We start from the raw sequence: 21,474 nt of genomic DNA, 5'->3' as shown, positions 1-21,474 counted from the left end.
AATACACACCGAATTCTTCGTTGAAACCGTGATACCCGCCGGACTGTGAGGAATGGTGAACTTTGGTTCGAAAATTTGACGCGATTGCCTCATCCGCGCCTCGATGGTCAACGAAGTGTTGAAAACGGCTTGGATTGAAAACACTCCGCGCGAGCCCGCGGGCGAAATTCCCGCAAACGTCAACGCGCGTTAGCATTCGAGGTCCGAAAGCCCCGCGCAGAGCCGCGAGGCGCGGCAACCGACATGGAGTAGTGTTAATCGCGGGGGCTTATCCGCAACGCGAATAATCGCAATTCGCGCATGTCCAGCAGCCTTCGATATGCCTCAGCGCCCGCTCTCCGCATTTCGGGCAAATGCGCGCCGAGGCAACGGGAAAGCCGTGGCCCTGAGCGTCGTCTCGACGGGGCTCCGCATTTCCATCCGCACCAATTCGCTGAACGGCCGCGATCGGTTGGCGTTTCGGAGTGATCTCCGGGAGGGCGTCGTCACGCACGAGAAACCCGATGTGGATCATATGCTGCTCGATGACGTCACCGATGGCAGCCAACAGGCTCGGAACATAACGCCCGCCCATCCACCGGCCACCCTCGGGATCGAAGACGGCCTTTAACTCTTCAGCAACGAACGTGACGTCGCCGCCGCGGCGGAAGACGGCGCTGATCATCCGCGTCAGTGCGACCGTCCAGGCATAATGTTCGAGGTTCTTCGTGTTGATGAAGATTTCGAACGGCCGCCGCCGCCCGTCGCGAACGATGTCGTTGATGGTCACGTAAAGCGCGTGCGCGCTTGCCGGCCATTTGATCTTGTACGTTACGCCTTCGAGCGCAGCGTCGCGCTCGAGCGGTTTCGTCATGTAAACGACGTCGCCCGCCTTCGCCGGATCTTCGATAGCTCTAAGCGCCGGCGCGCGCTGACCGGCAACGGCGGGAGCCGTAATCTCATCGAGCGGCTCCTCGTCTGTGCGGACAGGCGCGGCGCGCGAGAGGACAGCGCCCGTGATCGCGTTCGGCCGATAGGTCGTGCACCCCTTCAGTCCGAGATCGAAAGCCTCGGCATAGATATGTTCGAACTGCTCGAAGGAAATACCCTCAGGGCAATTGATCGTCTTCGAAATGGCGCTGTCGACAAAAGGCTGCAGCGCCGCTTGCATCGCGATGTGCTCGGCGGGTGATAGCGTGTCGGCGGTGACGAATGCTTCAGGCAGTGTCGCATCGTCTCCCGATGCGGCGCGGAACTTCCGGTAAGCGTAATCCTCGACGGTCTCTTCGGTGGCCGTCTGTCCGTCGCCGAGGACGCGACGCTGGTAGACGAAGTCGAACACCGGTTCGATGCCGCTCGACACGTTACCGGCCAGAAGAGAGATCGTGCCCGTCGGAGCGATCGATGTCAGGCAGCCGTTGCGAACGCCGCTTGCAGCAATCGCCTCGCGCACATCCGCGTCGAGCCGCAAAACGTTAGGACGCGACTGGAACGCCTTTGCATCGTAAAGCGGAAATGCGCCTTTCTCAGCCGCAAGAGCCGCGCTCGCCCGATAGGCAGCGTTCTGGATCGCGGCCATCCACTCGGCAGCCTTTTCCCGCGCCGCCGCGTTGCCGTAACGAAGCCCAAGAAAAATCAGCGCATCCGCGAGGCCTGTGATGCCCAGGCCGATGCGGCGCTTGGCACGGGCTTCCGCGGCCTGCGCTTCGAGCGGATAGCGCGAGATATCTATGACATTGTCGAGAAACCGAACCGCCATCGCGACGCGAGCTTCGAGCCTCGCGAGGTCGATATCTGCTGCGGGCGTGAACGGATGTTCGACGAGGCGCGCGAGATTGATCGATCCCAATAGGCAGGCGCCATAAGGAGGAAGCGGTTGCTCCCCGCACGGGTTCGTTGCGGAGATCGTTTCGCAATATTCGAGGTTGTTCGCGGCGTTCACCCGGTCGATGAAGATGACGCCGGGCTCCGCATAATCATACGTCGCACGCATGATCTTGTCCCATAACGCGCGTGCGTCGACCGTCTTGTAAATCTTGCCTTCGAAAACGAGGTCCCATGATGCGCGGCGCTTCACAGCATCCATGAACGCGTCGGTCACGAGAACCGAGAGGTTGAAATTCCGCAGCCGCTGCGAATCCGCCTTCGCCGCGATGAACGTCTCGATGTCCGGATGATCGCATCGAAGCGTCGCCATCATCGCCCCGCGGCGTTGACCGGCCGACATGATCGTCCGGCACATCGCGTCCCAGACATCCATGAAGCTCACAGGCCCCGATGCGTCCGCTCCGATGCTTTTGACCGGCGCGCCCTGCGGGCGAAGCGTCGAGAAATCGTGACCGATGCCGCCGCCCGCCTGCATCGTCAGCGCCGCATCTTTGACGTTGTCGAAAATGCTCGAAAGGTCGTCGCCGATTCGGCCCAGAACGAAGCAGTTGAAGAGCGTGACGTTCCGGTCGGTACCGGCCCCCACGATAATGCGCCCGGCCGGCTGAAAGCCGAAGTCCGACATCGAATCGTAAAAGGCGCTGGCCCACTTCTCTCGCGCTGCCGGCTTCTCGACCGACGCCGCAGCAGCCGCGATCCGCCGGAACGTGTCTTCGATCGTACAGTCCGCCGCGACGGTCGACGAACCGGCAAAGCGATATTTACGCCGCCAGATAGCGTCGGAAATGGCCGGAAGATCTGAAAAAATCGCGCTCATCGGGTGCCCTGAATATGGGTATTAAAGCCCCATCTTCAATCCGCGTTCACTATATGTTCTCAATCCTTCTCTGTCAAACGGTTTGAGGCGACCTCGTTCCACAAACAAAAAACCGCCAGCCCGGATCAACGGGCCGACGGCTTTGTAGATCAGTCGAAATCGCCGCTCTTAGAGCTTGCAGAGCGTCGCTTCGCCCTTGCACTGCCAGCCGATCGTTCCGGCGCTGCACTTATAGCGGCGCGGGCCGAACGAATAGCCGGGCGTGCCGTTGCCGGATACCCAGGTGAAATAGATGCTCCAGTCGGTCGCTTGCAATAGGGCCGCATCGACCTGGAAATGGGCGAGCTTCTCGGTGAGGGCGACGCCTTCGGCGGCTTTCTTGAAACAGTCTTTGGCTTCCGCCGGCGCAGCCGCCATGGCAGCGCCTGCGACGGCGATAACGGCCCACATCATTCGGGCGGCAGTGCGCATTGGAAGTCTCCATGATTGGAAAACGAGAAAAACGATGAGGGCTCGACCGTGCCATATCGAAGAGGCATCCGTGCATAACAAACCATGCGGGAACGACGATTTCCCCCGCATTGCGGCATCCGCACATCATGCGATTTAGACGGGCCCTGCTTGCTTCGCGGTGCTGTGGACAACGTCAGCTGGCGTGCGCGCGCCTGTAGGCCAGTGCGAGCGGCGGCGGCGAAGGGCTTCTTGCAGCTTCCTCGATGAGCCGCGTGCTCGCTGCTTCGATCGCCGATTCGACGCGCGAGCGGAATTCGGCGCGCGGCAATCCGGGCGGCAGCGCCGGCAGAAACTCGACGACGATCGTCCCTGGATAGCGCCAGAGACTGCGGCGCGGCCAGAACAGTCCGGAGTTGAGCGCTAGCGGCACTGTGGCGACACCGAGCGCTTCGTAGAGGGCGACGTAGCCGGGTTTATAATCGGGAGAGGAACCCGGTATCGTTCGGGTACCTTCCGGAAAAATGACGACCTCGCGGTTGATACTAATGCGTTGCCGGGCGTCTCGGATCATCGATTTGAGTGCCGCCGAAGCCTTCTCGCGTTTGACGAGAATGTGCTCGAACTTGACGCAGAACCAGCCGTAGAATGGGATCCACTTCAGCTCGTCCTTGAGCACGATCGCCGGATCGCGAAAGAGCGAAATGAGCCCGAAAGTGTCCCAGGCCGACTGATGCTTGGCGATGACGAGGCAGCCCGTCTTCGGCACATTTTCGCGCCCGCGAACCTCGAGCTTGGTTCCGCAAATCAGGCGGAGCAGCCAGACGCACGTCCGCCCGTGAACCTCGAGACCCTTCATCGCCCAGGATCGCGGCCCGATGAGCAGCCACGAGCCGAGCACCAGATAAAGCGCAGTGACGACGTAAAAGACGACGAAATAAATGAGCGAACGCACGACGACCAATGCGCCGGGTCCAGGCAGCGGTTGCTCAGCCATCGGCGCGCTTCTGTGGGACGATCGCGACCGATTGCCCGTCGCGCCAATCGATGACGCGCTGCGCGGTGAGGCGAGCGACGGCCGGGAGAAATTTCAGATATTCGGAAAGCAGCACCCTCGTCGTCGCGACGTGCAGCCACCAGGCCGTCTCAGGGAAGCGCTTCGGAGTGACCGCATATGGCAGGAGCGTGACTCCCGGCATGACGAGAGCCAGCTCTGCGAGACTGCGAGGCATGTGATAGCGCGAGGTCACGACGATCAGCTTCGAGTAGCCGTTCGTATTGGCCCACGTTCTCGTCTCGTCGGCATTGCCGACCGTGTCGAGCGCTTCGTATCCGAGGTCGACGCAGCAATTGAAAACGCGATTATCGATACGGACGATCCGCTGCATCTCTTCGCGGCTGACCTTGCGATTGACGCCCGAAATGAGCATGCGCTTGGCGCGCCCTTCGCTCATAAGCTTCGCACCCGCCTCGATCCGATTGTCGCCGCCGGTCAGCACGACGATGCCATCGGCCTTGTCCAAATCCGCGGCGTCATCCCGGGTGACCGAAACCGCAAACAGCACGAATCCAAATGCCAGCGCGGCCGCGCCGAGCGCCAGCAGGACAACGATTGCGTGTGAGAACATTTTCATTTGCGGGATGTGCTTGTTCGTGTCGCCAGTTCTTATCGCCTGTCTATCTGCCGTCGCCTCACCGTCGAAGTGTAACCGATTTGGACGGCTCACGCAGCCACCTCGCGGCGCCAGTCGGGCTTTGCCCTACACGAATTCGCGCGGCTTAGCACGTGGGCGAAGTCTAAGTTTTGCCTGCTTGCCGTTAGTGCTGTCCATTCAGGATGCGATAAACGCCAACGCGGGATGTCACCATGCAAAGGCCGGCTATGGTTACGACGACGAGTCCCAGAATGATGTAGCCGAGCGAATCGAGCGCCCCGGTACCGATCAGGCGTTGCATTTCCACGGCACTGACGGCGCCGCCCCCCAACATCTCGGTGATCGCCGGCATACAAATGAAAACGAGCATTGCGCAGCTCGCTCCGACGATCCCTGCCTTTATCCCGAGTCTCAAGAAATGTTTCTCGAATTCGCGGGAAATGAATTTGTCCGTGGCGCCGACGAAATGGAGCACCTCGACGATTTCTCGATTTGAAGCCATCGCACTGCGCGTCGCCGATACGATGATAGCTGTGGTTGCCGCTCCGACGAGCACAAGGATCGCGATGCCGCCCAATGCCAGCGACCGTGTGACGGCCCGGATCTGTTGCTGCCATCGGCGGTGATCGTCGAGCGAAGCGCCTTTGAAATCACGGCCGAGAGTAGTTCCGATCTCGGCGAGATCCGGCGGGTTGGTCCGGTTGACCTCGACGGCGATCAAGCGCGGCACGGGAAGTGACTTCAGCGCATCCGTCGAGCCGAGCCACGGCTGCAGAAGCTCCGCCGATTGCTCGAGGCTCAGCGCATTGACGTTGGCGATGCCCCGCTGCTTTTGCAGATAGCCGACGACGTCGGCAACGGCTTTGTCGATATTGCCATTCTCTTGCGGAATGACCTGCACGGTGACCTCGCTGGCGATGTCGTTCAGCCAGGCATCCGACGATTCCTTGATCATCCATACGGCGCCCGACGTCAGGCAGGCGAGAAAGCACATGATCCCGATGACGAGCGTCAGCGATCGGCCGGTGACCGAGCCCGGCGGAACGACCGGAGCCGTCACCTTCATTTTGCGCGCGCTATCGCGGTCACGTGCGGGAGGCTTGAGACTGCGTTGCGGATCTTCCGCTGTCACCGTCGGTTCGGTGTCCCCATATTGCGGAGGATAGCCTGCTGTGCGCGCGGTCACGCCCGTGGTCGGGTCGTCGTAAGGATCGTACGCCGGCAGCGGCATCGCTGGCTCGACGCGTCCGGGAAAGCGGCTAGATGATCCGGACATGGCCCTTGTGCACCTCAATGCGCGGCGCCTTGAACTGCCGCATCAGCTGATGATCGTGCGTCGCGATCACGACGGAGGTACCGAGTCTGTTCAACTCGACGAATAGTCGGAGCAGGCGTCGCGCCATTTGCGGATCGACGTTACCCGTCGGCTCGTCGGCGAGCAGCACTTCCGGCTTGCCGATGACCGCCCGTGCGATGGCCGCCCGTTGCTTCTCGCCACCCGAAAGAACGGATGGATTAACATACATCCGGTCGCCCAGACCAACCCATTGCAATAGATCCGTCACATCTTCCCGGTAGTCGGAAGGCTTCTTGCCGACGACCTGGAGCGGAAGTGCGACGTTCTCCCAAACGGTCAGATGGTCCAGCAGCCTGAAATCCTGGAACACGATGCCGATGCGCCGCCGCATCTGGGCGCGCTTTTGCGGGCTGACCTTCGTGACGTCCTCGCCGAACATGCGGATTTCCCCGCGGTTCGGGTGCAGCGACATGAACATCAGCCGGAGCAGCGATGATTTTCCCGCTCCGGATTCGCCATGCAAAAAGTGAAAGGAACCCGGCCGCAGATGGAATGTCACATCCTGCAGCACCTCGGGCCCTCTGTCGTATTTCAGTCCGACATTCGTCAAGCGAATCAAGAGGTATTTGCCTTGGCAGTGGATATTCGGAGCAGTTTGCAATGCCCGACGCGTATAGACACGTGGCGGACACAATGATCAATCGATTACGATTGTGGCGCAGTCGTGTACACAAGATCAGTCAGGGTCCCGGACACCCGGTCGCCCTGAACGACAGGAATAAATAGATGCCCGATTCAAACGCGAAACAAACCATCGAAACAATCTTTTCCGCTGAGGATATTCAGGCCCGGCTCCGGGTGCTTGCCGCGGAAATCAGCGCCAGAGCGCCTGAAAACCTTCTGGTTGTACCCGTTCTGAAGGGCAGCTTCGTCTTTGCGGCCGATTTGCTGAGGGCGCTCTATGCTGCGGGCCTCGCCCCGGAAGTCGATTTCCTAACACTTTCGAGCTATCGGAAAAGCCGCGAATCGTTGGGCCAGGTGTCTATCCTGCGCGACCTGGATCTCGACGTTGAGAATCGCCACGTCATCCTGATCGACGATGTCCTTGATTCGGGCCGCACACTGGCTTTCGCCAAGGACTTGATTTCGGCCCGCGGCGCGACCCGCATTGAAACGTGCGTATTGCTCGACAAGAAGGCCCCTCGCGCCGTATCGATTGAACCGGACTATTGTGCTTTCGAATGCCCGAACGTGTTTGTCGTCGGCTATGGCATGGACGTCGCGCACCGCTACAGGGAGCTGCCTTTCGTGGGCCGCCTCGTCGATTAGACTGGAATGAGTGGTTCTCTCCGCGCATGACGGCCGGCTTGCTGAACACGGGTCGTCATGCGCAAACGACGGGTTCTTTCCGCGCATGACGGCCGGCTCGCGGAACGCGAGTCGTCATGCGCAAACTAAAATGAGGGGGGCGGTAGATGGCGACGATCCTGCTCGCAGACGACGATGCCGCGATCCGCGACCTCGTGAGACGGGCGTTGAGTTCCGACGGCCACACGGTTCATGTCACACAGGACGGCATCGAGGCGCTCGAGTCTCTCAGCGCCAACGGCGCCGCCTACGACATCCTGATCACCGACGTGGATATGCCCCAGCTCGACGGCATATCGCTGGCCGAGAAGGCGCTCGCCATGAAGCCCGCGCTCGCGGTCGTATTGATGTCGGGCTTCACCGACCAGCTCGAGCGCGCGGCGCGCCTCCGGGTCCGGCGCCTCCTGTCGATCTCGAAACCGTTCACGCTCGATCAGATCAAGCAGGTCGTGAAAAGCGTTCTCGCCTGACGAGGCACGCGCGGGATCAGCCGCCGGTCACGCTCATGTGGCGGCGGACCGAAGGCTTCTTGGTGCGCCGGTCGATGATGAAGTCGTGGCCCTTGGGCTTGCGCGAGATGGCTTCGACGATAGCGGCGTCGAGAGCCGTGTCGTCGGCAGAAGCCCTGAGCGGCGCGCGCAAGTCCGCATCGTCTTCCTGGCCGAGGCACATGTAGAGCTGACCCGTGCACGTCACGCGTACGCGGTTGCAGCTTTCGCAGAAGTTATGCGTGAGCGGCGTAATGAAGCCGAGACGGCCGCCCGTCTCCCTAACGGTCACGTAGCGTGCAGGGCCGCCCGTTCGATAGGGATTGTCCTCGAGCGTCAGCCGATCCATGAGGCGCGCGCGTACGATCGACAGCGGCAGGTACTGATCCGTCCGGTCTTCGCCGATATCGCCGAGCGGCATCGTCTCGATGAGGGTCAAGTCGGCGCCGCGGCCATGCGCGAAGCGGACGAGACTCTCGATCTCGTCTTCGTTGATACCCTTCAGCGCCACGGCGTTGAATTTGACGCTTATGCCGGCAGCTTCCGCAGCGTCCACGCCGCGAAGCACGGTCCCGAGATCGCCCCAGCGGGTCACTGCCTTGAACTTGACCGGATCGAGCGTGTCGAGAGATACGTTGATCCGCCGCACGCCTGCGGAATAAAGCTCGCTCGCATATTTTTCGAGCTGGCTCGCGTTCGTCGTCAGCGTCAGCTCTTCGAGCGCACCCGTTTCGAGATGGCGGCCGAGAGCCCGGAACAACCAAAGTATGTTGCGGCGCACAAGCGGCTCTCCACCCGTGATGCGCAGCTTTTTGACGCCGCGCCGGATGAAGGCCGCGCACAACCGGTCGAGTTCCTCGAGCGACAGGAGATCCCGCTTCGGCAGGAACGTCATGTGCTCCGTCATGCAGTAGACGCAGCGAAAATCGCACCGGTCCGTCACGGACACGCGCAAATACTCGATACTCCTGCCGTAGGGATCGATCAGAGGCGTATCGGTCGTTTGGGCAACGTCGCCCAGCATCGAAGCATCTCCGGAAGAGGCCATGGTCGTTTCCATATCGTACCTTCGAGCGCCAAGGGCAAGCTCGGCACTCGCGTCAGGTTGTCTTAAACCGTATTAAGGTACCTGCGGGAGGAAAAAATATGAAAAGTCCGGCGGTTTACTTCGTGCTCGGTTTCATCACGGCATCCGTGATCTGGCTGCTCGTTTTGGCCTTTTTGAATGACGAGCTGCTCCGCACCTTTTCAAGCTTCAGCGGCCATGCGTGAGCGGGCCCACTTAGGCCCTTTGTTGGACGCGCTTGAACGGGCCGAGCGTCCTGACGATCAGCGCGGCGATGCCATCGATGTCGTTGAGATCGAACACCGGCTTCCCGTGCGCATCGACCTCGTAATCGGCCGCAATGGCGAGAACGAGTGGATCCGTCGGCGCCAACAGCTTTTCGGATGCGACGGCCGCACGCCGGACCTCGATCTTCGGGATGTTGGCCGACTTGTAACCCTCGACGAGAATGATGTCCGAAGGATTGAGCCGTGCCGCCACGGCTTCGAGTGCGGGCTCGCCGGCGGACTCGATTTCCTCGATCACCGCAACGCGAGAGCCCGAGACGATCGCCGTCTCAGCCGCGCCCGCGGCGCGATGCCGGGCCGTATCGCTTCCCGGCGCATCGATATCGAACTTATGATGCGTATGCTTGATCGTCGCGACGCGAAGTCCTTGGCCCGCAAAGTGCCTCGTCAGCTTTTCGATCAACGTCGTCTTGCCCGAGTTCGACCAGCCCGCGATGCCGAACAGCGGCGATGATTGAGAAAATCGAAATTCGTTGCCCAAGGCTTGTTATCCTTCTGTGGATCCGGCGAGTAGGGCGCGGGCTGTTGAAAGATCGTCAGGCGTATTGATGTTGAAAAAAGGGTCGACGTTTGCGCACTGAATGTTGCGCATCGGAAAGGCGACCGCAACAGCATTGAGATCGGCTGCGAGCCTATCAACGCTCAAAGCACGCTTATCCAAGGCCTCTGCAATGGTTCGCCTAAAGCTCGTCGGCCAAACGGCGATCGTCGGATGCCGGCGGTCCCCGGACCTCGCAATCGCGACGCCGTCACCCCGGCTTGCGTTGAGCCGCGCCACGAGATCTTCCGGCAGGAACGGAACGTCGGCGGAAACGGTAGCGATCGCAATATACCGAGGCGCATGTCGCGCCGCCCAATCCATAGCCGCGAGAAGTCCGCTGAGAGGACCAAGCTCCGGATTTTCTTCATCCGAGATCGTCTCGAGCCCATAAGCGCCAAACCGCATCGGGTCGCCGTTGACATTGAGGATAAGCCGGCCAACCTGAGGGCGAAATCGCGCGATGACGTGCGCGAGGATCGGCTGCCCCCCGAGATCGGCAAGCCCCTTGTCCCCGCCGCCAAAGCGCCGGGAGCGGCCTCCCGCGAGAATGACGCCGAGGATCTGATCGGAATTAGGCATGCGCAACGATTAGGGTTCCTGGCGAAAGGGTGCAAGTCGCGGGAATATTTGGGCTCCGGCGGTTTAGCCGCCACATTGTACCTTTCCACCGTCGCCGCCCGGACTTATATCGCGCGGATAGAAATTGGCGCTGCTTCGGCGCCCCGGGAGACGCTCATGCCAGTCGATAAGACACAGGTGCTTGCCGCCCTGCGTCGGGTCAAAGGTCCAGACCTCGAAAGCAACATCGTTGATCTTGGTCTCGTGTCCGAGATCTTCATCAAGGACGACCACCCCTATTTCTCGATCACGATTCCAGCGAGCCGCGCCGAAGAGCTTGAACAGCTGCGCCTCGCAGCCGAGAAAGTCGTGGCCGATATCGCGGGCGTCGCCGGAGTGACGGCGGTGCTGACCGCCGAAGCCCAAGGCGGACAATCGCGACAGGCTCCGCCGCCACCGCGAGCGCCGGCTGGCGGGATCAAAGCCATGTCGGGCCCACGTCCCGAGCACCCACGCGTGCAAGAGGCGCGCGCCAAGGGCGCGACCGGCGATGCGGCAGGTCCGCGCCAAGCTGCGGCCGGAGCAAGCGCCGCCGCGAAAACGCAAGCCATCCCCGGCGTCAAGCACGTCATCGCAGTCGCCTCCGGCAAAGGCGGCGTCGGCAAATCGACGGTCGCCGTCAATCTTGCGCTCGGCCTCCAGGCTATCGGGATGAAAGTCGGCATCGTCGATGCCGACATCTATGGACCCTCGCAGCCGCGGTTGCTCGGCATCACCGGGAAACCGACGGTCAGCAACGGCAAGGTCATCAAGCCTCTTGAAGGCTGGGGCCTGAAAGTCATGTCGATGGGATTCCTCGTCGACGAAGGAACGCCCGTCGTCTGGCGCGGACCGATGGTCGTGTCGGCGCTCGGACAGATGCTCCGCGATACCGATTGGGCAGGTACCACCGGCGATCTCGACGTGCTCGTCATCGACATGCCGCCCGGCACCGGCGACGTGCAGTTGACGATCTCGCAGAGCGTTCCGCTGTCCGGCGCCGTGATCGTATCGACGCCGCAAGACCTCGCACTGATTGACGCCCGCAAAGGCATTGCGATGTTCAAGCGCGTCGAGGTCCCGATCCTCGGCATCATCGAGAACATGAGCTATTTCCTTTGCCCGAAGTGCGGCGAGCGCTCGGACGTGTTCGGCCACGGCGGCGCGCGCGACGAAGCGGCGAAGTTCGGCGTGCCGTTCCTCGGCGAAGTACCGCTGCATATGGATATCCGCGAGACGTCCGATAGCGGCAAGCCCGTGACTGTTGCGGCACCCGATAGCGTGCACGCAGGAATTTTCCGCGAATTGGCGGCACGCACGTGGACGGAGGTCGAACGCGCCAAGGGCACACTGACGCCGCCGCCATTGCTCGAACTCATCGACGGCGGAAAAACTTTGAAGGCGGCATTTCCGGACGGCCGCACGTTCGAACTGCCGGCTGAATTCCTGCGCGTCGTCAGTCCTTCCGCAGAGGTCCAGGGGCACTCGCCGTCGCAGCGCATCACCGTGCCGAGGAAGAAGCACGTCAAGATCACGGGACTGAGCCCAGTCGGCAATTACGCGACGCGCATCGCCTTCGACGATGGCCACAACACCGGGCTCTTCACCTGGGGTTATCTCCACCTGATCGGCCGCGAGAAAGATGAGCGCTGGGGCCAATACCTCGAAGAACTCGCCGCCAAAGGCCTGACGCGCGAGTAGTGACGCGCGAGTAGCTATCCAAGCGCGCATCATCACAGATTGATTTATCGCGGCTCTCCAGCCGCAGAAAGCTTGTCACTTGACAGGCAACCAAAAGGTTGCATATTTAGGTCATGAGCGTGGATGCGGTTTTCAAGGCACTTGCCGATCCGGTCCGTCGAGAAATTCTCGACAGGCTTTATGCGCGCAACGGCCAGACGCTAAGCGAGCTTTGCGAAGGGCACGACATGTCGCGTCAAGCGGTCACGAAGCATCTTTCCATCCTGGAAGAGGCGAACCTGATCGCGACGCGCAAGGAAGGCCGCGAAAAGCTGCATTTTCTCAATCCCGTTCCGATCTTCGAAATCGCCGATCGCTGGATCGGAAAGTTCGAGCGCTCGCGTTTGCGGGCGCTGAATGAACTCAAGAAAAACCTGGAAGGAAAGCACGATGACAAATGATCGGTTTGTGTACGTCACGTACATCCGCACCACGCCCGAGAAATTGTGGGACGCGCTTCAAAAGCCGGAATTCACCCGAATCTATTGGTTCGGCGCGATACTCGAGAGTGAATGGACGAAGGGCGCTTCGTGGAAAATGGTCCTTCCCGACCAACGCATTGCCGACGAGGGCGAAATTATCGAAATCGAGAAGCCGAAGCGTATTGTGATCAAATGGCGAAGTGAATTCAGCCCTGAGCTCAAGGCGGAGGGTTATTCGGTTTGCACGATCGAACTCGAGCCGACCCCGGAATCAGTGAAGCTCACCGTCGTGCATGAGATCGACAAACCTGCTTCGAAACTCATTCAAAGCGTTTCGGGCGGTTGGCCGAAGATTCTGTCTAGCCTGAAGAGCATGCTCGAGACTGGCGAGGCGCTTGGCGGTCAAAGTCCGTGTTCGCATGAATAGGCCACAACAGCGCTAGCCCTCACGCACGGCGGCCGGCTCCGCGTAGCGGAGTCGCCGTGCGCCACCAAAGAAGTCTAACTCCGCTCTTCCGGAACGATCGAAAACTCGAGCTTTTCTCCAGCACGCAGGACCGTAAGGATCGCCTTCTGACCGATGCGGCCGGCATCGAGAACGCGAGCAACATCGTCGACACCGGCAATGGCGACGCCGTCGACCGCGATCAGAATATCGCCTGCCATCAGTCCCGCAGCCTCCGCCGGGCCATTGTTCTGCACGCTGCGAATACCGATCGCGCCCGCTTGCGTGAGCCCAAGCGCGTGCCGGATGCGCTGCGGCAGCACAACGTGTTCGGCAACGATGCCCATCACGCCACGGCGGACGCGGCCGTGGCTTAGGATCTGCGTCAGCACATATTCAGCCGTATTCGATGCGACAGCGAAGCAGAGCCCCTGCGCACCCATGATGGTCGCGGTGTTTATGCCGATGACGTGACCGGACGAATTGACGAGCGGACCTCCGGAGTTGCCGGGGTTGAGCGCGGCGTCCGTCTGGATGACGTCGTCGATGAGGCGACCGTTCTCGGCGCGCAACGACCGTCCGACCGCGCTGATGATGCCGGCCGTCACCGTTGACTGGAAGCCGAGCGGATTGCCGATCGCGATGGCGATCTGCCCAGGGCGAAGCTTCTTGGAATCGGCCAGCCGCGCAAACTTCAGCCGCTCCGTGGTCTCCGCGCGCAACACGGCGATATCAGTATCGGGATCGCGCCCGACGAGGCGCGCGCCGAATCGTTGGCCGTCGCCTTGCGCGAGCGTGATCGATTGCGCGCCGTCGATGACGTGATTGTTGGTCAGCACGAGACCGTCCGGGGAAACGATGACGCCGCTGCCAGAGCCTTGCCCCGTACGTCCGCCGCGCGAGCTGCGAACCTGGACATGCACGACGGTCGGAGACACCGTGTCGACGACATCGACGACGGCGTTGCTGTAGGCGTCCATGAGCGCGACGTCATTGCGCTGAACGCCGTCTTGGCGGCCGCCGTCGCGTTCGATGCCCGTATCGTCGAGAACCCAAAAAATGCTGTGTTCCATGATTGCACCCGAGGAATTGAGGTCGCGAACAAATGGCGACGAGCCTCACGTCCATCAAGTCCCGCACAGCACTGCGGCGCATTCCAGGCATGCGTCATCGTTCGGTCAAATCTACCGAACGATGATGATCCGCTGGCTGACGTCTATTCCGCCGCTTCGCGCTGAAGGAAGTCGTACGCTTCGGCCGCGTTCGCGAAGACGTGCGTATCGAGTCCGCGCCGTCTCAGTGCTTCCAGCAGTTTCTGCCGGGTAAGCGCGCTCGTCGCATAGCGGGCGGAGCGGCCATAGTGGTGCTTTGTAACGTATGCGACCATATCGGCGTATTCGTCGTAGAGATCCTCGGCGATCCGGCAGCTGGCCTGATTGATGACGACATTGACGCGGCCGCCGATTGCCTCGCAGGCTTCGACGATCACCTTCTTCAAGTCCGCGATATCGGCCTTCTTGCGGACGCTCCAGCCTTCGAGATTGAGGTTGAGGATCTTCTGCTTGGAGTCGAAGCTGACGCGGTCCTTGAGGTTCTTGTTCAAGAGATCGGCCAGCAGATCCATCGGCTGATCGAGGAAAAGACGCGGGTTCATCGTCACAGGCGAGTGGATGTGCGGCTTGAACGCCATGTGTGCAAGGATATCCCGATCGATATCGATGCCGGGCGCCACTTCGATCAGTTCGAGGCCGTGATCGGTCAGCTGGAAGACGCAACGCTCGGTGACATAGATAACGGGCTGCGCCTTCTGCGCGGCGTACTGGCCCGAGAACGTCACCTGCTCGACCTGCTTCACGAATTTGCGCGCGCGTCCTTCCTTGACGATGCGCAGCTTGCCGTCCTCGATCGCGACTTGAAGGCCGCCGGCGGTGAACGTCCCCGCGAAAACGACTGCGCGTGCGTTCTGCGAGATGTCGATAAACCCGCCGCAGCCGTTGAGCTTGCCGCCGAACTTGCTCGTGTTGACGTTGCCGAGGCTGTCGCATTCCGCCATGCCGAGGCAAGTGAGATCGAGGCCGCCGCCGTGATAGAAGTCGAACATCTGGTTCTGATCGAGGATCGAATGCGCATTGGCTGATGAGCCGAAGCTCGAACCGCCCGCAAGCACGCCGCCGACCGCGCCCGCTTCCGTCGTCATGACGAGGTAGGGCGTCACCTTCTCTTCGTTGGCGACGTTCGCAACGCCGTCCGGCGCCCCGACGCCGAGATTGATGACGCCGTTCGGCGGCAGCTCGAATGAGGCGCGGCGCGCGATGATCTTGCGTTCGTCGAGTTCCATCGTCGGCAGGCTGTCGACGGTGACGCGCACTTCGCCTGCAAGACCCGGGTCATACATGACGCCGTAGTTCATGCGATGCATCTCGGGCGGATCGGCAACAACGACGCAATCGACCAGGATGCCCGGAACCTTCACGTCCTTCGGCTTGATCGAGCCCTCGGCGACAATGCGCTCGACCTGAGCGATGACGATGCCGCCGTTGTTGTGCGCCGCCATGGCCTGCGCCAGAACGTCGAGCGTCAGCGCTTCCCTTTCCATGCTGAGATTGCCTTGCGGATCGGCGCTCGTCGCACGGATGAGAGCGACGTTGATCGGGGTCGCCTTATAGAACAGCCACTCCTTGCCATCGACCTCGACGAGCTTGACGAGATCCTCTTTGGTCCGCGTGTTCACTTTGCCGCCGCCCAGGCGCGGATCGACATAGGTATGGAGGCCGACGCGAGTGAAAAGACCAGGGCTGCCGGATGCACAGCTGCGATAGAGTTTGGAAATGACGCCTTGGGGAAGGTTGTAACCCTGGATTTTGTCTTCCTGGGCAGCCTGCGCAACCTTAGGCATGCGCCCGAAGTTCGCGGCGATGACACGTTTCAACAGGCCTTCGTGATGGAGCCGGCCGGTGCCGAGCCCTTTGCTGTCGCCGGCGCCTGCGCACATGATCAACGTGAGATCGCGCGGCGCTCCTGTCTCGACGAAGCGCTTCTCGAGGGCTGCGTGCAGCGCCTCCGGAATGCAGCTCTGGACAAAACCCGTTGTCGTAACCACAGCGCCTTCGCCAATGAGGGCGATAGCTTCGTCAGCCGAAATGACCTTATTGGTAGACATGCGATGCGTTTCCCCGAGTCACAGTCCAGGCTTCGATGAGACTTCGAGCGGTCTCTGTAGAGGCCGTGCTGTTGTTTTGTTTTATGTCGGACACCGGATTGTCGGCCGGACCGCCATTCGCGCATAGCTTAGCTCGAATGGGCATGCACCACTCAAGGGGGTAATAGGTACCTATCCGAGGGGTGGCGAGGGGCTTATGCCGCACCTTTCCGCATTCGAGACCTGCGTAAGCCGCACGCCGGAAAGGCTGGCCGGGAAGCGTTAGGATGCTAGACACCCGCGATGACCGAACTGATCCGACGCAACTTCATCCCCCTGATCGTGGCCACGGCTCTTTTCATGGAGAACCTGGACGCGACGGTGCTTGCGACCTCGCTCCCGGCGATCGCTAAGGATCTGAACGCCAATCCAATTCACCTTAAACTCGCCCTGACGACTTATCTCTTGGCGCTTGCTGTTTTCATCCCCGCGTCGGGCTGGATGGCGGACCGCTTCGGCGCCAAGAACATCTTTCGCGCTGCGATGGTGGTGTTCGCGGCCGGCTCCATTGCCTGCGGCCTTTCAACGGATCTCGGCACGCTCGTTGCTGCCCGCATCCTCCAGGGTATCGGCGGAGCAATGATGACCCCGGTCGGCCGCCTGATCGTGCTCCGCACGATCCCGAGGTCGGACATGATCAACGCCATCGCCTGGTTAACCGTACCGGCGCTTGTCGGACCGGTTCTCGGGCCCCCGCTCGGCGGCTTCATCACGACGTACTTCAATTGGCGCTGGATCTTCTGGATCAATATTCCGGTCGCGCTTCTCGGGCTCGTGCTGATCACCCGTTTCATTCCAGACGTGCGTGAAAAAACGTCGAACACCTTCGACTTGCGCGGCTTCCTGTTGATCGGCCCAGGTCTGTCGATGTTCTTGACCGGCATCACGCTGATGGGCCTCGGCATCGTCGGACCCGAAACGGTGTTCCTGATCACGGCTGCCGGTGCAGCACTGCTCGGCGCTTACGTCTGGCACGCCTTCAGCGTGCCCACGCCCATCATCGATTTCCGCTTGCTTGCGATCCCGACATATCGAGCGAGCGTCCTCGGCGGCTTTCTTTTCCGCACGGGTCTCGGAGCTGGTCCCTTCCTGCTGCCGCTGCTGTTCCAATCGGGTTTTGGAATGACGGCGTTTCAGTCGGGGCTGATGACGTTCGCAACCGGCATCGGCGCCATCTTCATGAAGACCCAGGCCGCCACGATCATCAAGCGCTACGGTTTCAGGCGCGTGCTGATGGTGAATGCCATCGTCGCGAGCTTGTTTACGGCTTTCCCGGCGATGTTTTCGCTCACGACCTCGCCGGTGCTGATCATCGCCCTGTTTCTAATGGGAGGGCTGTCGCGCTCGCTTCAGTTCACGAGCGTCAACACGCTGGCTTATGCCGACATACCGCCGGAGCGATTGAGCAATGCGACGAGCTTCGCAGTTGTCTGTCAGGAGCTGTCAGGCTCGGTCGGCGTCACGATCGCCGCAATGGGGCTGGAAGGTATGCAGCGCGTCGCCGGAGGCACTGCCATCGATGCGGTGCATTTCCCGCCGGTCTTCATCTTGATCGCGCTCGTGTCGGCGTCGTCGATCCTGTTCTTCAGGAAGCTATCGCCATCGGCCGGCGCTTCGATGTTGCCGACGGAAGCGCTGAAGGCGGCGGAGCCGGCCAAGGAAGTCGCTCGCCTGAGCGAGGGCCACGTTGGCTAAGCTGTCGCCAAGCCGAAACGCCTGAGTCCGGCTAAGGCTGAGGCGTGGCCAAGCCTGAAAACCGCGATCGGAGAGTTCCGATCGCGGCCACTATCGCTGGGATTGAAGAGAGCGAAGCGGCTTAAGCCGCTTTCTTCGCTTGAGCCTTCTGGCGCTGAGCCTTACGCGGTGCTCTGGGCACGACGCGAAGGGCAGGCACGGTCAGGTCGGACAGTGTCCGCTCCCGCCGGATGACAGCCTCGCGCGCGCCGAACGCTTCGGCGAGTGCGAGCAAAGCCGATGCCGGCTTCAGTCCCGTACAACCGCGCGCGTCGACGGCGGCAAAGCCGCTCCGCGAGCAAGCCTGCAAAGACAGGTGCCCGGAGCCCAAGACCGCGACACCCGATACGCCGCCGCCGGCGACGCGATCGAGGTGGAGGCTCTTGAGCTTGAGGCCCAAGCTCTCGACGGCACGCTTTGTCGCACGCTCGGCCGACTTGACGTCGTCGAGGCGCTTGGCGCCGTGGAGATCGATAAAGATCGTAGTCCCTGCACTATTTACGCTTTGTCCAGTAGGCGGACTCGTCGAGTCTTCTACTTCCGTGTTGAACGCAGCGCGCGAAAAATCTTCCTCTTGGGCGGTGCTTGAACGAGTCAAGTCCATCCCCAATTGGAAGAGGGTGTCATTAAAGGCCATGTGACCCTCCCCAACCAGCAGATAGGTTTGACTCGCCCGCTCCTTACCTCATTGGTTCTGGAAAACCTCGACCATGTTGGCAGGTGGACAGACGAGAGAGGGTGCATATGAGGCCAACGCCCCCCCTACGCAAGATCTTTTTGCCCCCTATGCGGATTTTTTTTCGTGCTGGTGTTCCATCGACTTAACCGAAGATAAAACAACACTCCGATCGAGCGATCGAAACGCGACAATCGTGCAGCTCACTGGTCCTGTTTGCCGAGGAACTTGTTGAGCAGATCTTTGGCTTTCTTCTTGTTGGTCGCAGCTGGGCTCGTCGGATCCTCGTCGGCCTTTTTGCCGAAGAGCTGATCGACGATCTCGTTCGGATTCTTGCCTTTGAACTTTTTGCCGATCTGCTTGATCGTCTCGACGGTCTTATCCTGATCCGACAGCACGGCCTTGAAATCGGGCCGGTAGGAAGGGTTGTCCCAGGAGCCAGTGATGTGGACCGGAATTTCAATTCCGGATGCCTCGGCGTTGCCTTTCTGGGGCTCCGCCGAAGCGATGAGCTTCGGCCTGACCGTATAATCGACCGTCCGCTCCGGCATGCGGACCGTGCCCGCGCCGGTCACCCTCAGCATCGGGCTGATGAGCTGCAGATCCTGGTTCTGCGCGACGCCGTTGGTAATCGTGAACGAGGCGCCGAGCGCGGTGAAGTCGGTCTTTTCCGACGGCGACGTTTTGAGCGCACCGAGGTTGCCTTGGGTGAGCCCGTGTATGGCGCCGGGCAGATTGAAGCCAACGACGGCGCCGTCCGCGAATTGGAAGCCGGCTGTTCCGTTGAGGCTTTCGATCAGCTGCAGTTGGTTCGCGCCGTCTGCAGAGAGCTGCAGGGCGACATTGGCGTTGCCCGAAACCCAGCCGAAATTTGCAGCATCCTTGAGGAACGGCAACGCCGAAACGTTATCGAGCTTGAAGTTCGCGGCCACGTTCGCGTTTCCGCCCGATCCGTTGACGGCGAGGACGCCGCTGCCATGCCCCTTGTAAAGCGCGACATCGTTGAATTTCGCCTGCATAGCGAGGTTTTTCACGGCAACGTCGACGGACGACTTGCCGATCGACATGTTCTTGAAATGGAGCTTCTCGACGCTCACGCGGGCATTGCCGTCGGCGACGCCGAGGAGCGTCAGGTTCAGCGGCTCGCTGGACCATCCCTCGCGCTGCGCGAAGCCATAAACTTTCGAGCCTTCCAGCAATTTCTGGATCTGATCCGGTGTCGCCGGTGTCGGCTGCTTCGGCGCAACCGGCGGCTCCGGCGTTGATGGCGTCGGCGCAGCCGCAGGAACGGCTTCGCCGCCGGCCGTCGGCGCGCTAGCCTCCCGGCCAATGACCGCGCCTGTCAGGTACTTGTTGAGATCCAGTTCCGAGACGGCGAGATCGGCCTCCACCAACGGCCGGACGCCGCCGGTCGTCACCTTGATCTGGCCCTTGGCATCCGCGCCGTCCAAACTGAATGCGGCATCCGAAAACACCGTCACGTTGAGAGCTGTCTTCAGCGTGCCCTGGATCGACATGGGTCCGAAGCCGCTGACGGGCGGCAGCTGCGTGCCGAACCACGTGGCAAGCTCGCGCGCCGAATTCGATTGCGCGGAAACCTTGCCGTCGAGGGTAGCCCCTTCCTTGATAAGGAGGCCGCCGTCATAGGACGCCGTAATCAATGGATTCCGGGCGTTGAAGGAGAGTCGCGTCGGCTTCTCGGCGGCGATCGCGCGGACGTCGGCGACTTTGCCGTCGAAGTCGAGCCGCTGTTCGCGCCAGACGAGATTGCCGTTAGCGACGAGCGGGCTTTGGAGAGACGGCAGCCCGAGCGTGACGTTGACTTGGGAGACTACCGAAATTTTCCCCGTTCGGTCGTCGGTAAAGCGGAACGTCCCATTCTCCACACTGACGTTTTCGATTTTCAAATCGGCCGCATCGGGTCCGGCGCCGGTTTCCGCCATCGCCATCTCTATCGGGGCAGTGTCGCGCTGAGTTCCGGGCATCTGCAACTCGGCGACCCGCGTCGGTGCGGAGCGGGCCGCGAACTTCCAGTTTCGGCGGCCCTCCTTATCGATGCGGAGATCCAGAACAGGGCTCTTGAGCGTCACCGCAGTGATCTTCGGCTGGCGCTCCAAAAGCGTCATCGGATCGAGGCTGGCCTCGAGCGCTTGAGCATTCAGGAACGCGCCGTCCATTCCGGGCGGGCCCGAGAGCGACACGTCTTTCAATGAGAGACCGAGTACCGGGAAAAATGTGAAGGACGCCCGCCCGGCGATGATGAGATCGCGGCCGGTCCGCGCCTTCACTTCTTCGGCGATCTTCTGGCGGATCAGGTCGCTCGGCGGATTGAGAAGAAGGTAGCCAACGCCGGCACCACCGACCGCAACGATGAAGAGCAGCACATAGAGGATGCCCGTCCAGAGGCCGCCCCGTCGTGCCGGCGGACTCCGATGCCCACCGCCGCCGCCCGGGGGCGGAGGCGTGCGGCGTGGACCCGATCCGAGAGGTGCGCGCTCGAAGCTCGGCCTTATCGGCGGCAGCGGAGGCGGCGCGGGAGTGTAGGGCATGCAGTCCTCTTAAGGGCGGCGAACGGGCCGCGTAATGCGGGCGGAAATATCGCTGCGAATTATGTCACTTACGGGCCGCTTACCCCTGCGGCGCAAGGTCAAAGCGCTCCGGGCGCCCGCTGTTCTGTGGGTGAACCAGTCAGTCGGTGAGTCAGGCGTCTCGCTCACGTTTTTCAGTTCGCCTCCTGACGTCCCGTTGCTTTTGGCGCCCGGGAGACGAATCCCTTATGGGTTGCATAATTATAACACGCTATCGCCAAGGTTGTGCAGCATCCCT

20 protein-coding genes and 1 pseudogene are annotated in these 21,474 nt (G+C 61.3%); 8 read left to right on the top strand and 13 right to left on the bottom strand.

Annotated elements, in window-relative coordinates; genetic code table 11:
• Positions 1–268: 268 nt before the first annotated feature.
• From AACL53_RS17175 to ftsE, 6 genes are all read right to left on the bottom strand, one after another.
• Positions 269–2,683, bottom strand: a complete 2,415-nt coding sequence (locus AACL53_RS17175) for an adenosylcobalamin-dependent ribonucleoside-diphosphate reductase (RefSeq protein WP_339085766.1) — start codon at positions 2,681–2,683, stop codon at positions 269–271.
• Between the two features lie 168 nt (positions 2,684–2,851).
• Positions 2,852–3,154 (bottom strand): hypothetical protein, encoded by a 303-nt coding sequence (locus AACL53_RS17170; protein ID WP_339085765.1) that lies wholly within the window; start codon positions 3,152–3,154, stop codon positions 2,852–2,854.
• Positions 3,155–3,329: 175 nt separating this feature from the next.
• The gene (locus tag AACL53_RS17165; RefSeq protein ID WP_339085764.1) at positions 3,330–4,130 is read right to left on the bottom strand and encodes a 1-acyl-sn-glycerol-3-phosphate acyltransferase; all 801 of its coding nucleotides are present in this window, start codon (positions 4,128–4,130) and stop codon (positions 3,330–3,332) included.
• Positions 4,123–4,767 carry a YdcF family protein gene (locus tag AACL53_RS17160; protein ID WP_339085763.1) on the bottom strand — a complete coding sequence of 215 codons (645 nt, stop codon included), beginning with the start codon at positions 4,765–4,767 and terminating at the stop codon, positions 4,123–4,125. Before AACL53_RS17160 ends, AACL53_RS17165 begins: the two co-directional genes overlap by 8 nt.
• A 184-nt stretch (positions 4,768–4,951) precedes the next feature.
• The gene (locus AACL53_RS17155) at positions 4,952–6,064 is read right to left on the bottom strand and encodes an ABC transporter permease (RefSeq protein ID WP_339085762.1); all 1,113 of its coding nucleotides are present in this window, start codon (positions 6,062–6,064) and stop codon (positions 4,952–4,954) included.
• Positions 6,048–6,704, bottom strand: coding sequence for a cell division ATP-binding protein FtsE (gene ftsE / locus AACL53_RS17150; protein WP_339085761.1), 657 nt, complete (start codon positions 6,702–6,704; stop codon positions 6,048–6,050). Before ftsE ends, AACL53_RS17155 begins: the two co-directional genes overlap by 17 nt.
• 167 nt (positions 6,705–6,871) lie before the next feature.
• Between ftsE and hpt the strand changes: the two genes are divergently transcribed.
• Entirely contained in the window at positions 6,872–7,414 is a 543-nt protein-coding gene (gene hpt, locus AACL53_RS17145; RefSeq protein ID WP_339085760.1) for a hypoxanthine phosphoribosyltransferase, read from the top strand.
• Positions 7,415–7,560: 146 nt separating this feature from the next.
• The gene (locus AACL53_RS17140; RefSeq protein ID WP_339085759.1) at positions 7,561–7,923 is read left to right on the top strand and encodes a response regulator; all 363 of its coding nucleotides are present in this window, start codon (positions 7,561–7,563) and stop codon (positions 7,921–7,923) included.
• A gap of 16 nt (positions 7,924–7,939) precedes the next feature.
• Here the strand turns inward: AACL53_RS17140 and moaA are convergent, their stop codons facing one another.
• Positions 7,940–8,989: a GTP 3',8-cyclase MoaA gene (moaA, locus tag AACL53_RS17135; RefSeq protein WP_339085758.1), complete on the bottom strand. Its 1,050-nt coding sequence runs from the start codon at positions 8,987–8,989 to the stop codon at positions 7,940–7,942.
• 98 nt (positions 8,990–9,087) lie between these two features.
• On the opposite strand from moaA, the gene AACL53_RS17130 reads away from it, so the two are divergent.
• Positions 9,088–9,213 (top strand): hypothetical protein, encoded by a 126-nt coding sequence (locus AACL53_RS17130; protein WP_339085757.1) that lies wholly within the window; start codon positions 9,088–9,090, stop codon positions 9,211–9,213.
• 10 nt (positions 9,214–9,223) lie between these two features.
• Here the strand turns inward: AACL53_RS17130 and mobB are convergent, their stop codons facing one another.
• Both mobB and mobA read right to left on the bottom strand, forming a co-directional pair.
• Positions 9,224–9,775 carry a molybdopterin-guanine dinucleotide biosynthesis protein B gene (gene mobB / locus AACL53_RS17125; protein WP_339085756.1) on the bottom strand — a complete coding sequence of 184 codons (552 nt, stop codon included), beginning with the start codon at positions 9,773–9,775 and terminating at the stop codon, positions 9,224–9,226.
• 6 nt (positions 9,776–9,781) lie between these two features.
• Positions 9,782–10,414: a molybdenum cofactor guanylyltransferase MobA gene (gene mobA / locus AACL53_RS17120; protein ID WP_339085755.1), complete on the bottom strand. Its 633-nt coding sequence runs from the start codon at positions 10,412–10,414 to the stop codon at positions 9,782–9,784.
• A gap of 156 nt (positions 10,415–10,570) precedes the next feature.
• On the opposite strand from mobA, the pseudogene AACL53_RS17115 reads away from it, so the two are divergent.
• The 4 genes and pseudogenes from AACL53_RS17115 to AACL53_RS17100 form a co-directional block, all read left to right on the top strand.
• Positions 10,571–11,779 (top strand): annotated as a pseudogene (locus AACL53_RS17115) (Mrp/NBP35 family ATP-binding protein); the annotation flags it as partial.
• 18 nt (positions 11,780–11,797) lie between these two features.
• The gene (locus tag AACL53_RS17110) at positions 11,798–12,133 is read left to right on the top strand and encodes a DUF971 domain-containing protein (RefSeq protein ID WP_339086971.1); all 336 of its coding nucleotides are present in this window, start codon (positions 11,798–11,800) and stop codon (positions 12,131–12,133) included.
• A 113-nt stretch (positions 12,134–12,246) separates the two neighbouring features.
• Positions 12,247–12,573: a helix-turn-helix transcriptional regulator gene (locus tag AACL53_RS17105; RefSeq protein WP_339085754.1), complete on the top strand. Its 327-nt coding sequence runs from the start codon at positions 12,247–12,249 to the stop codon at positions 12,571–12,573.
• Positions 12,563–13,021, top strand: a complete 459-nt coding sequence (locus AACL53_RS17100) for an SRPBCC family protein (protein ID WP_339085753.1) — start codon at positions 12,563–12,565, stop codon at positions 13,019–13,021. Before AACL53_RS17105 ends, AACL53_RS17100 begins: the two co-directional genes overlap by 11 nt.
• Positions 13,022–13,095: 74 nt before the next feature.
• Here the strand turns inward: AACL53_RS17100 and AACL53_RS17095 are convergent, their stop codons facing one another.
• Together AACL53_RS17095 and AACL53_RS17090 are read right to left on the bottom strand one after the other, a co-directional pair.
• Complete coding sequence (locus AACL53_RS17095) at positions 13,096–14,112, bottom strand: S1C family serine protease (RefSeq protein ID WP_339085752.1); 1,017 nt, start codon at positions 14,110–14,112, stop codon at positions 13,096–13,098.
• Positions 14,113–14,255: 143 nt separating this feature from the next.
• The gene (locus AACL53_RS17090) at positions 14,256–16,199 is read right to left on the bottom strand and encodes an acyl CoA:acetate/3-ketoacid CoA transferase (RefSeq protein WP_339085751.1); all 1,944 of its coding nucleotides are present in this window, start codon (positions 16,197–16,199) and stop codon (positions 14,256–14,258) included.
• A 282-nt stretch (positions 16,200–16,481) separates the two neighbouring features.
• Here AACL53_RS17090 and AACL53_RS17085 point away from each other — a divergent pair, with 282 nt between their 5' ends.
• The gene (locus AACL53_RS17085; RefSeq protein WP_339085750.1) at positions 16,482–17,933 is read left to right on the top strand and encodes an MFS transporter; all 1,452 of its coding nucleotides are present in this window, start codon (positions 16,482–16,484) and stop codon (positions 17,931–17,933) included.
• A 121-nt stretch (positions 17,934–18,054) separates the two neighbouring features.
• Here the strand turns inward: AACL53_RS17085 and AACL53_RS17080 are convergent, their stop codons facing one another.
• Together AACL53_RS17080 and AACL53_RS17075 are read right to left on the bottom strand one after the other, a co-directional pair.
• Complete coding sequence (locus tag AACL53_RS17080) at positions 18,055–18,576, bottom strand: S-adenosylmethionine decarboxylase (RefSeq protein WP_339086970.1); 522 nt, start codon at positions 18,574–18,576, stop codon at positions 18,055–18,057.
• Positions 18,577–18,851: 275 nt separating this feature from the next.
• On the bottom strand, positions 18,852–21,197 hold the full coding sequence (locus tag AACL53_RS17075; protein WP_339085749.1) for an AsmA family protein: 2,346 nt from the start codon (positions 21,195–21,197) through the stop codon (positions 18,852–18,854).
• Between the last annotated feature and the right edge of the window lie 277 nt (positions 21,198–21,474).

This window comes from Hyphomicrobium sp. ghe19 (assembly GCF_902712875.1).
GTDB lineage: Bacteria > Pseudomonadota > Alphaproteobacteria > Rhizobiales > Hyphomicrobiaceae > Hyphomicrobium_B.
This window is presented reverse-complemented; position numbering and strand designations above follow the sequence as displayed.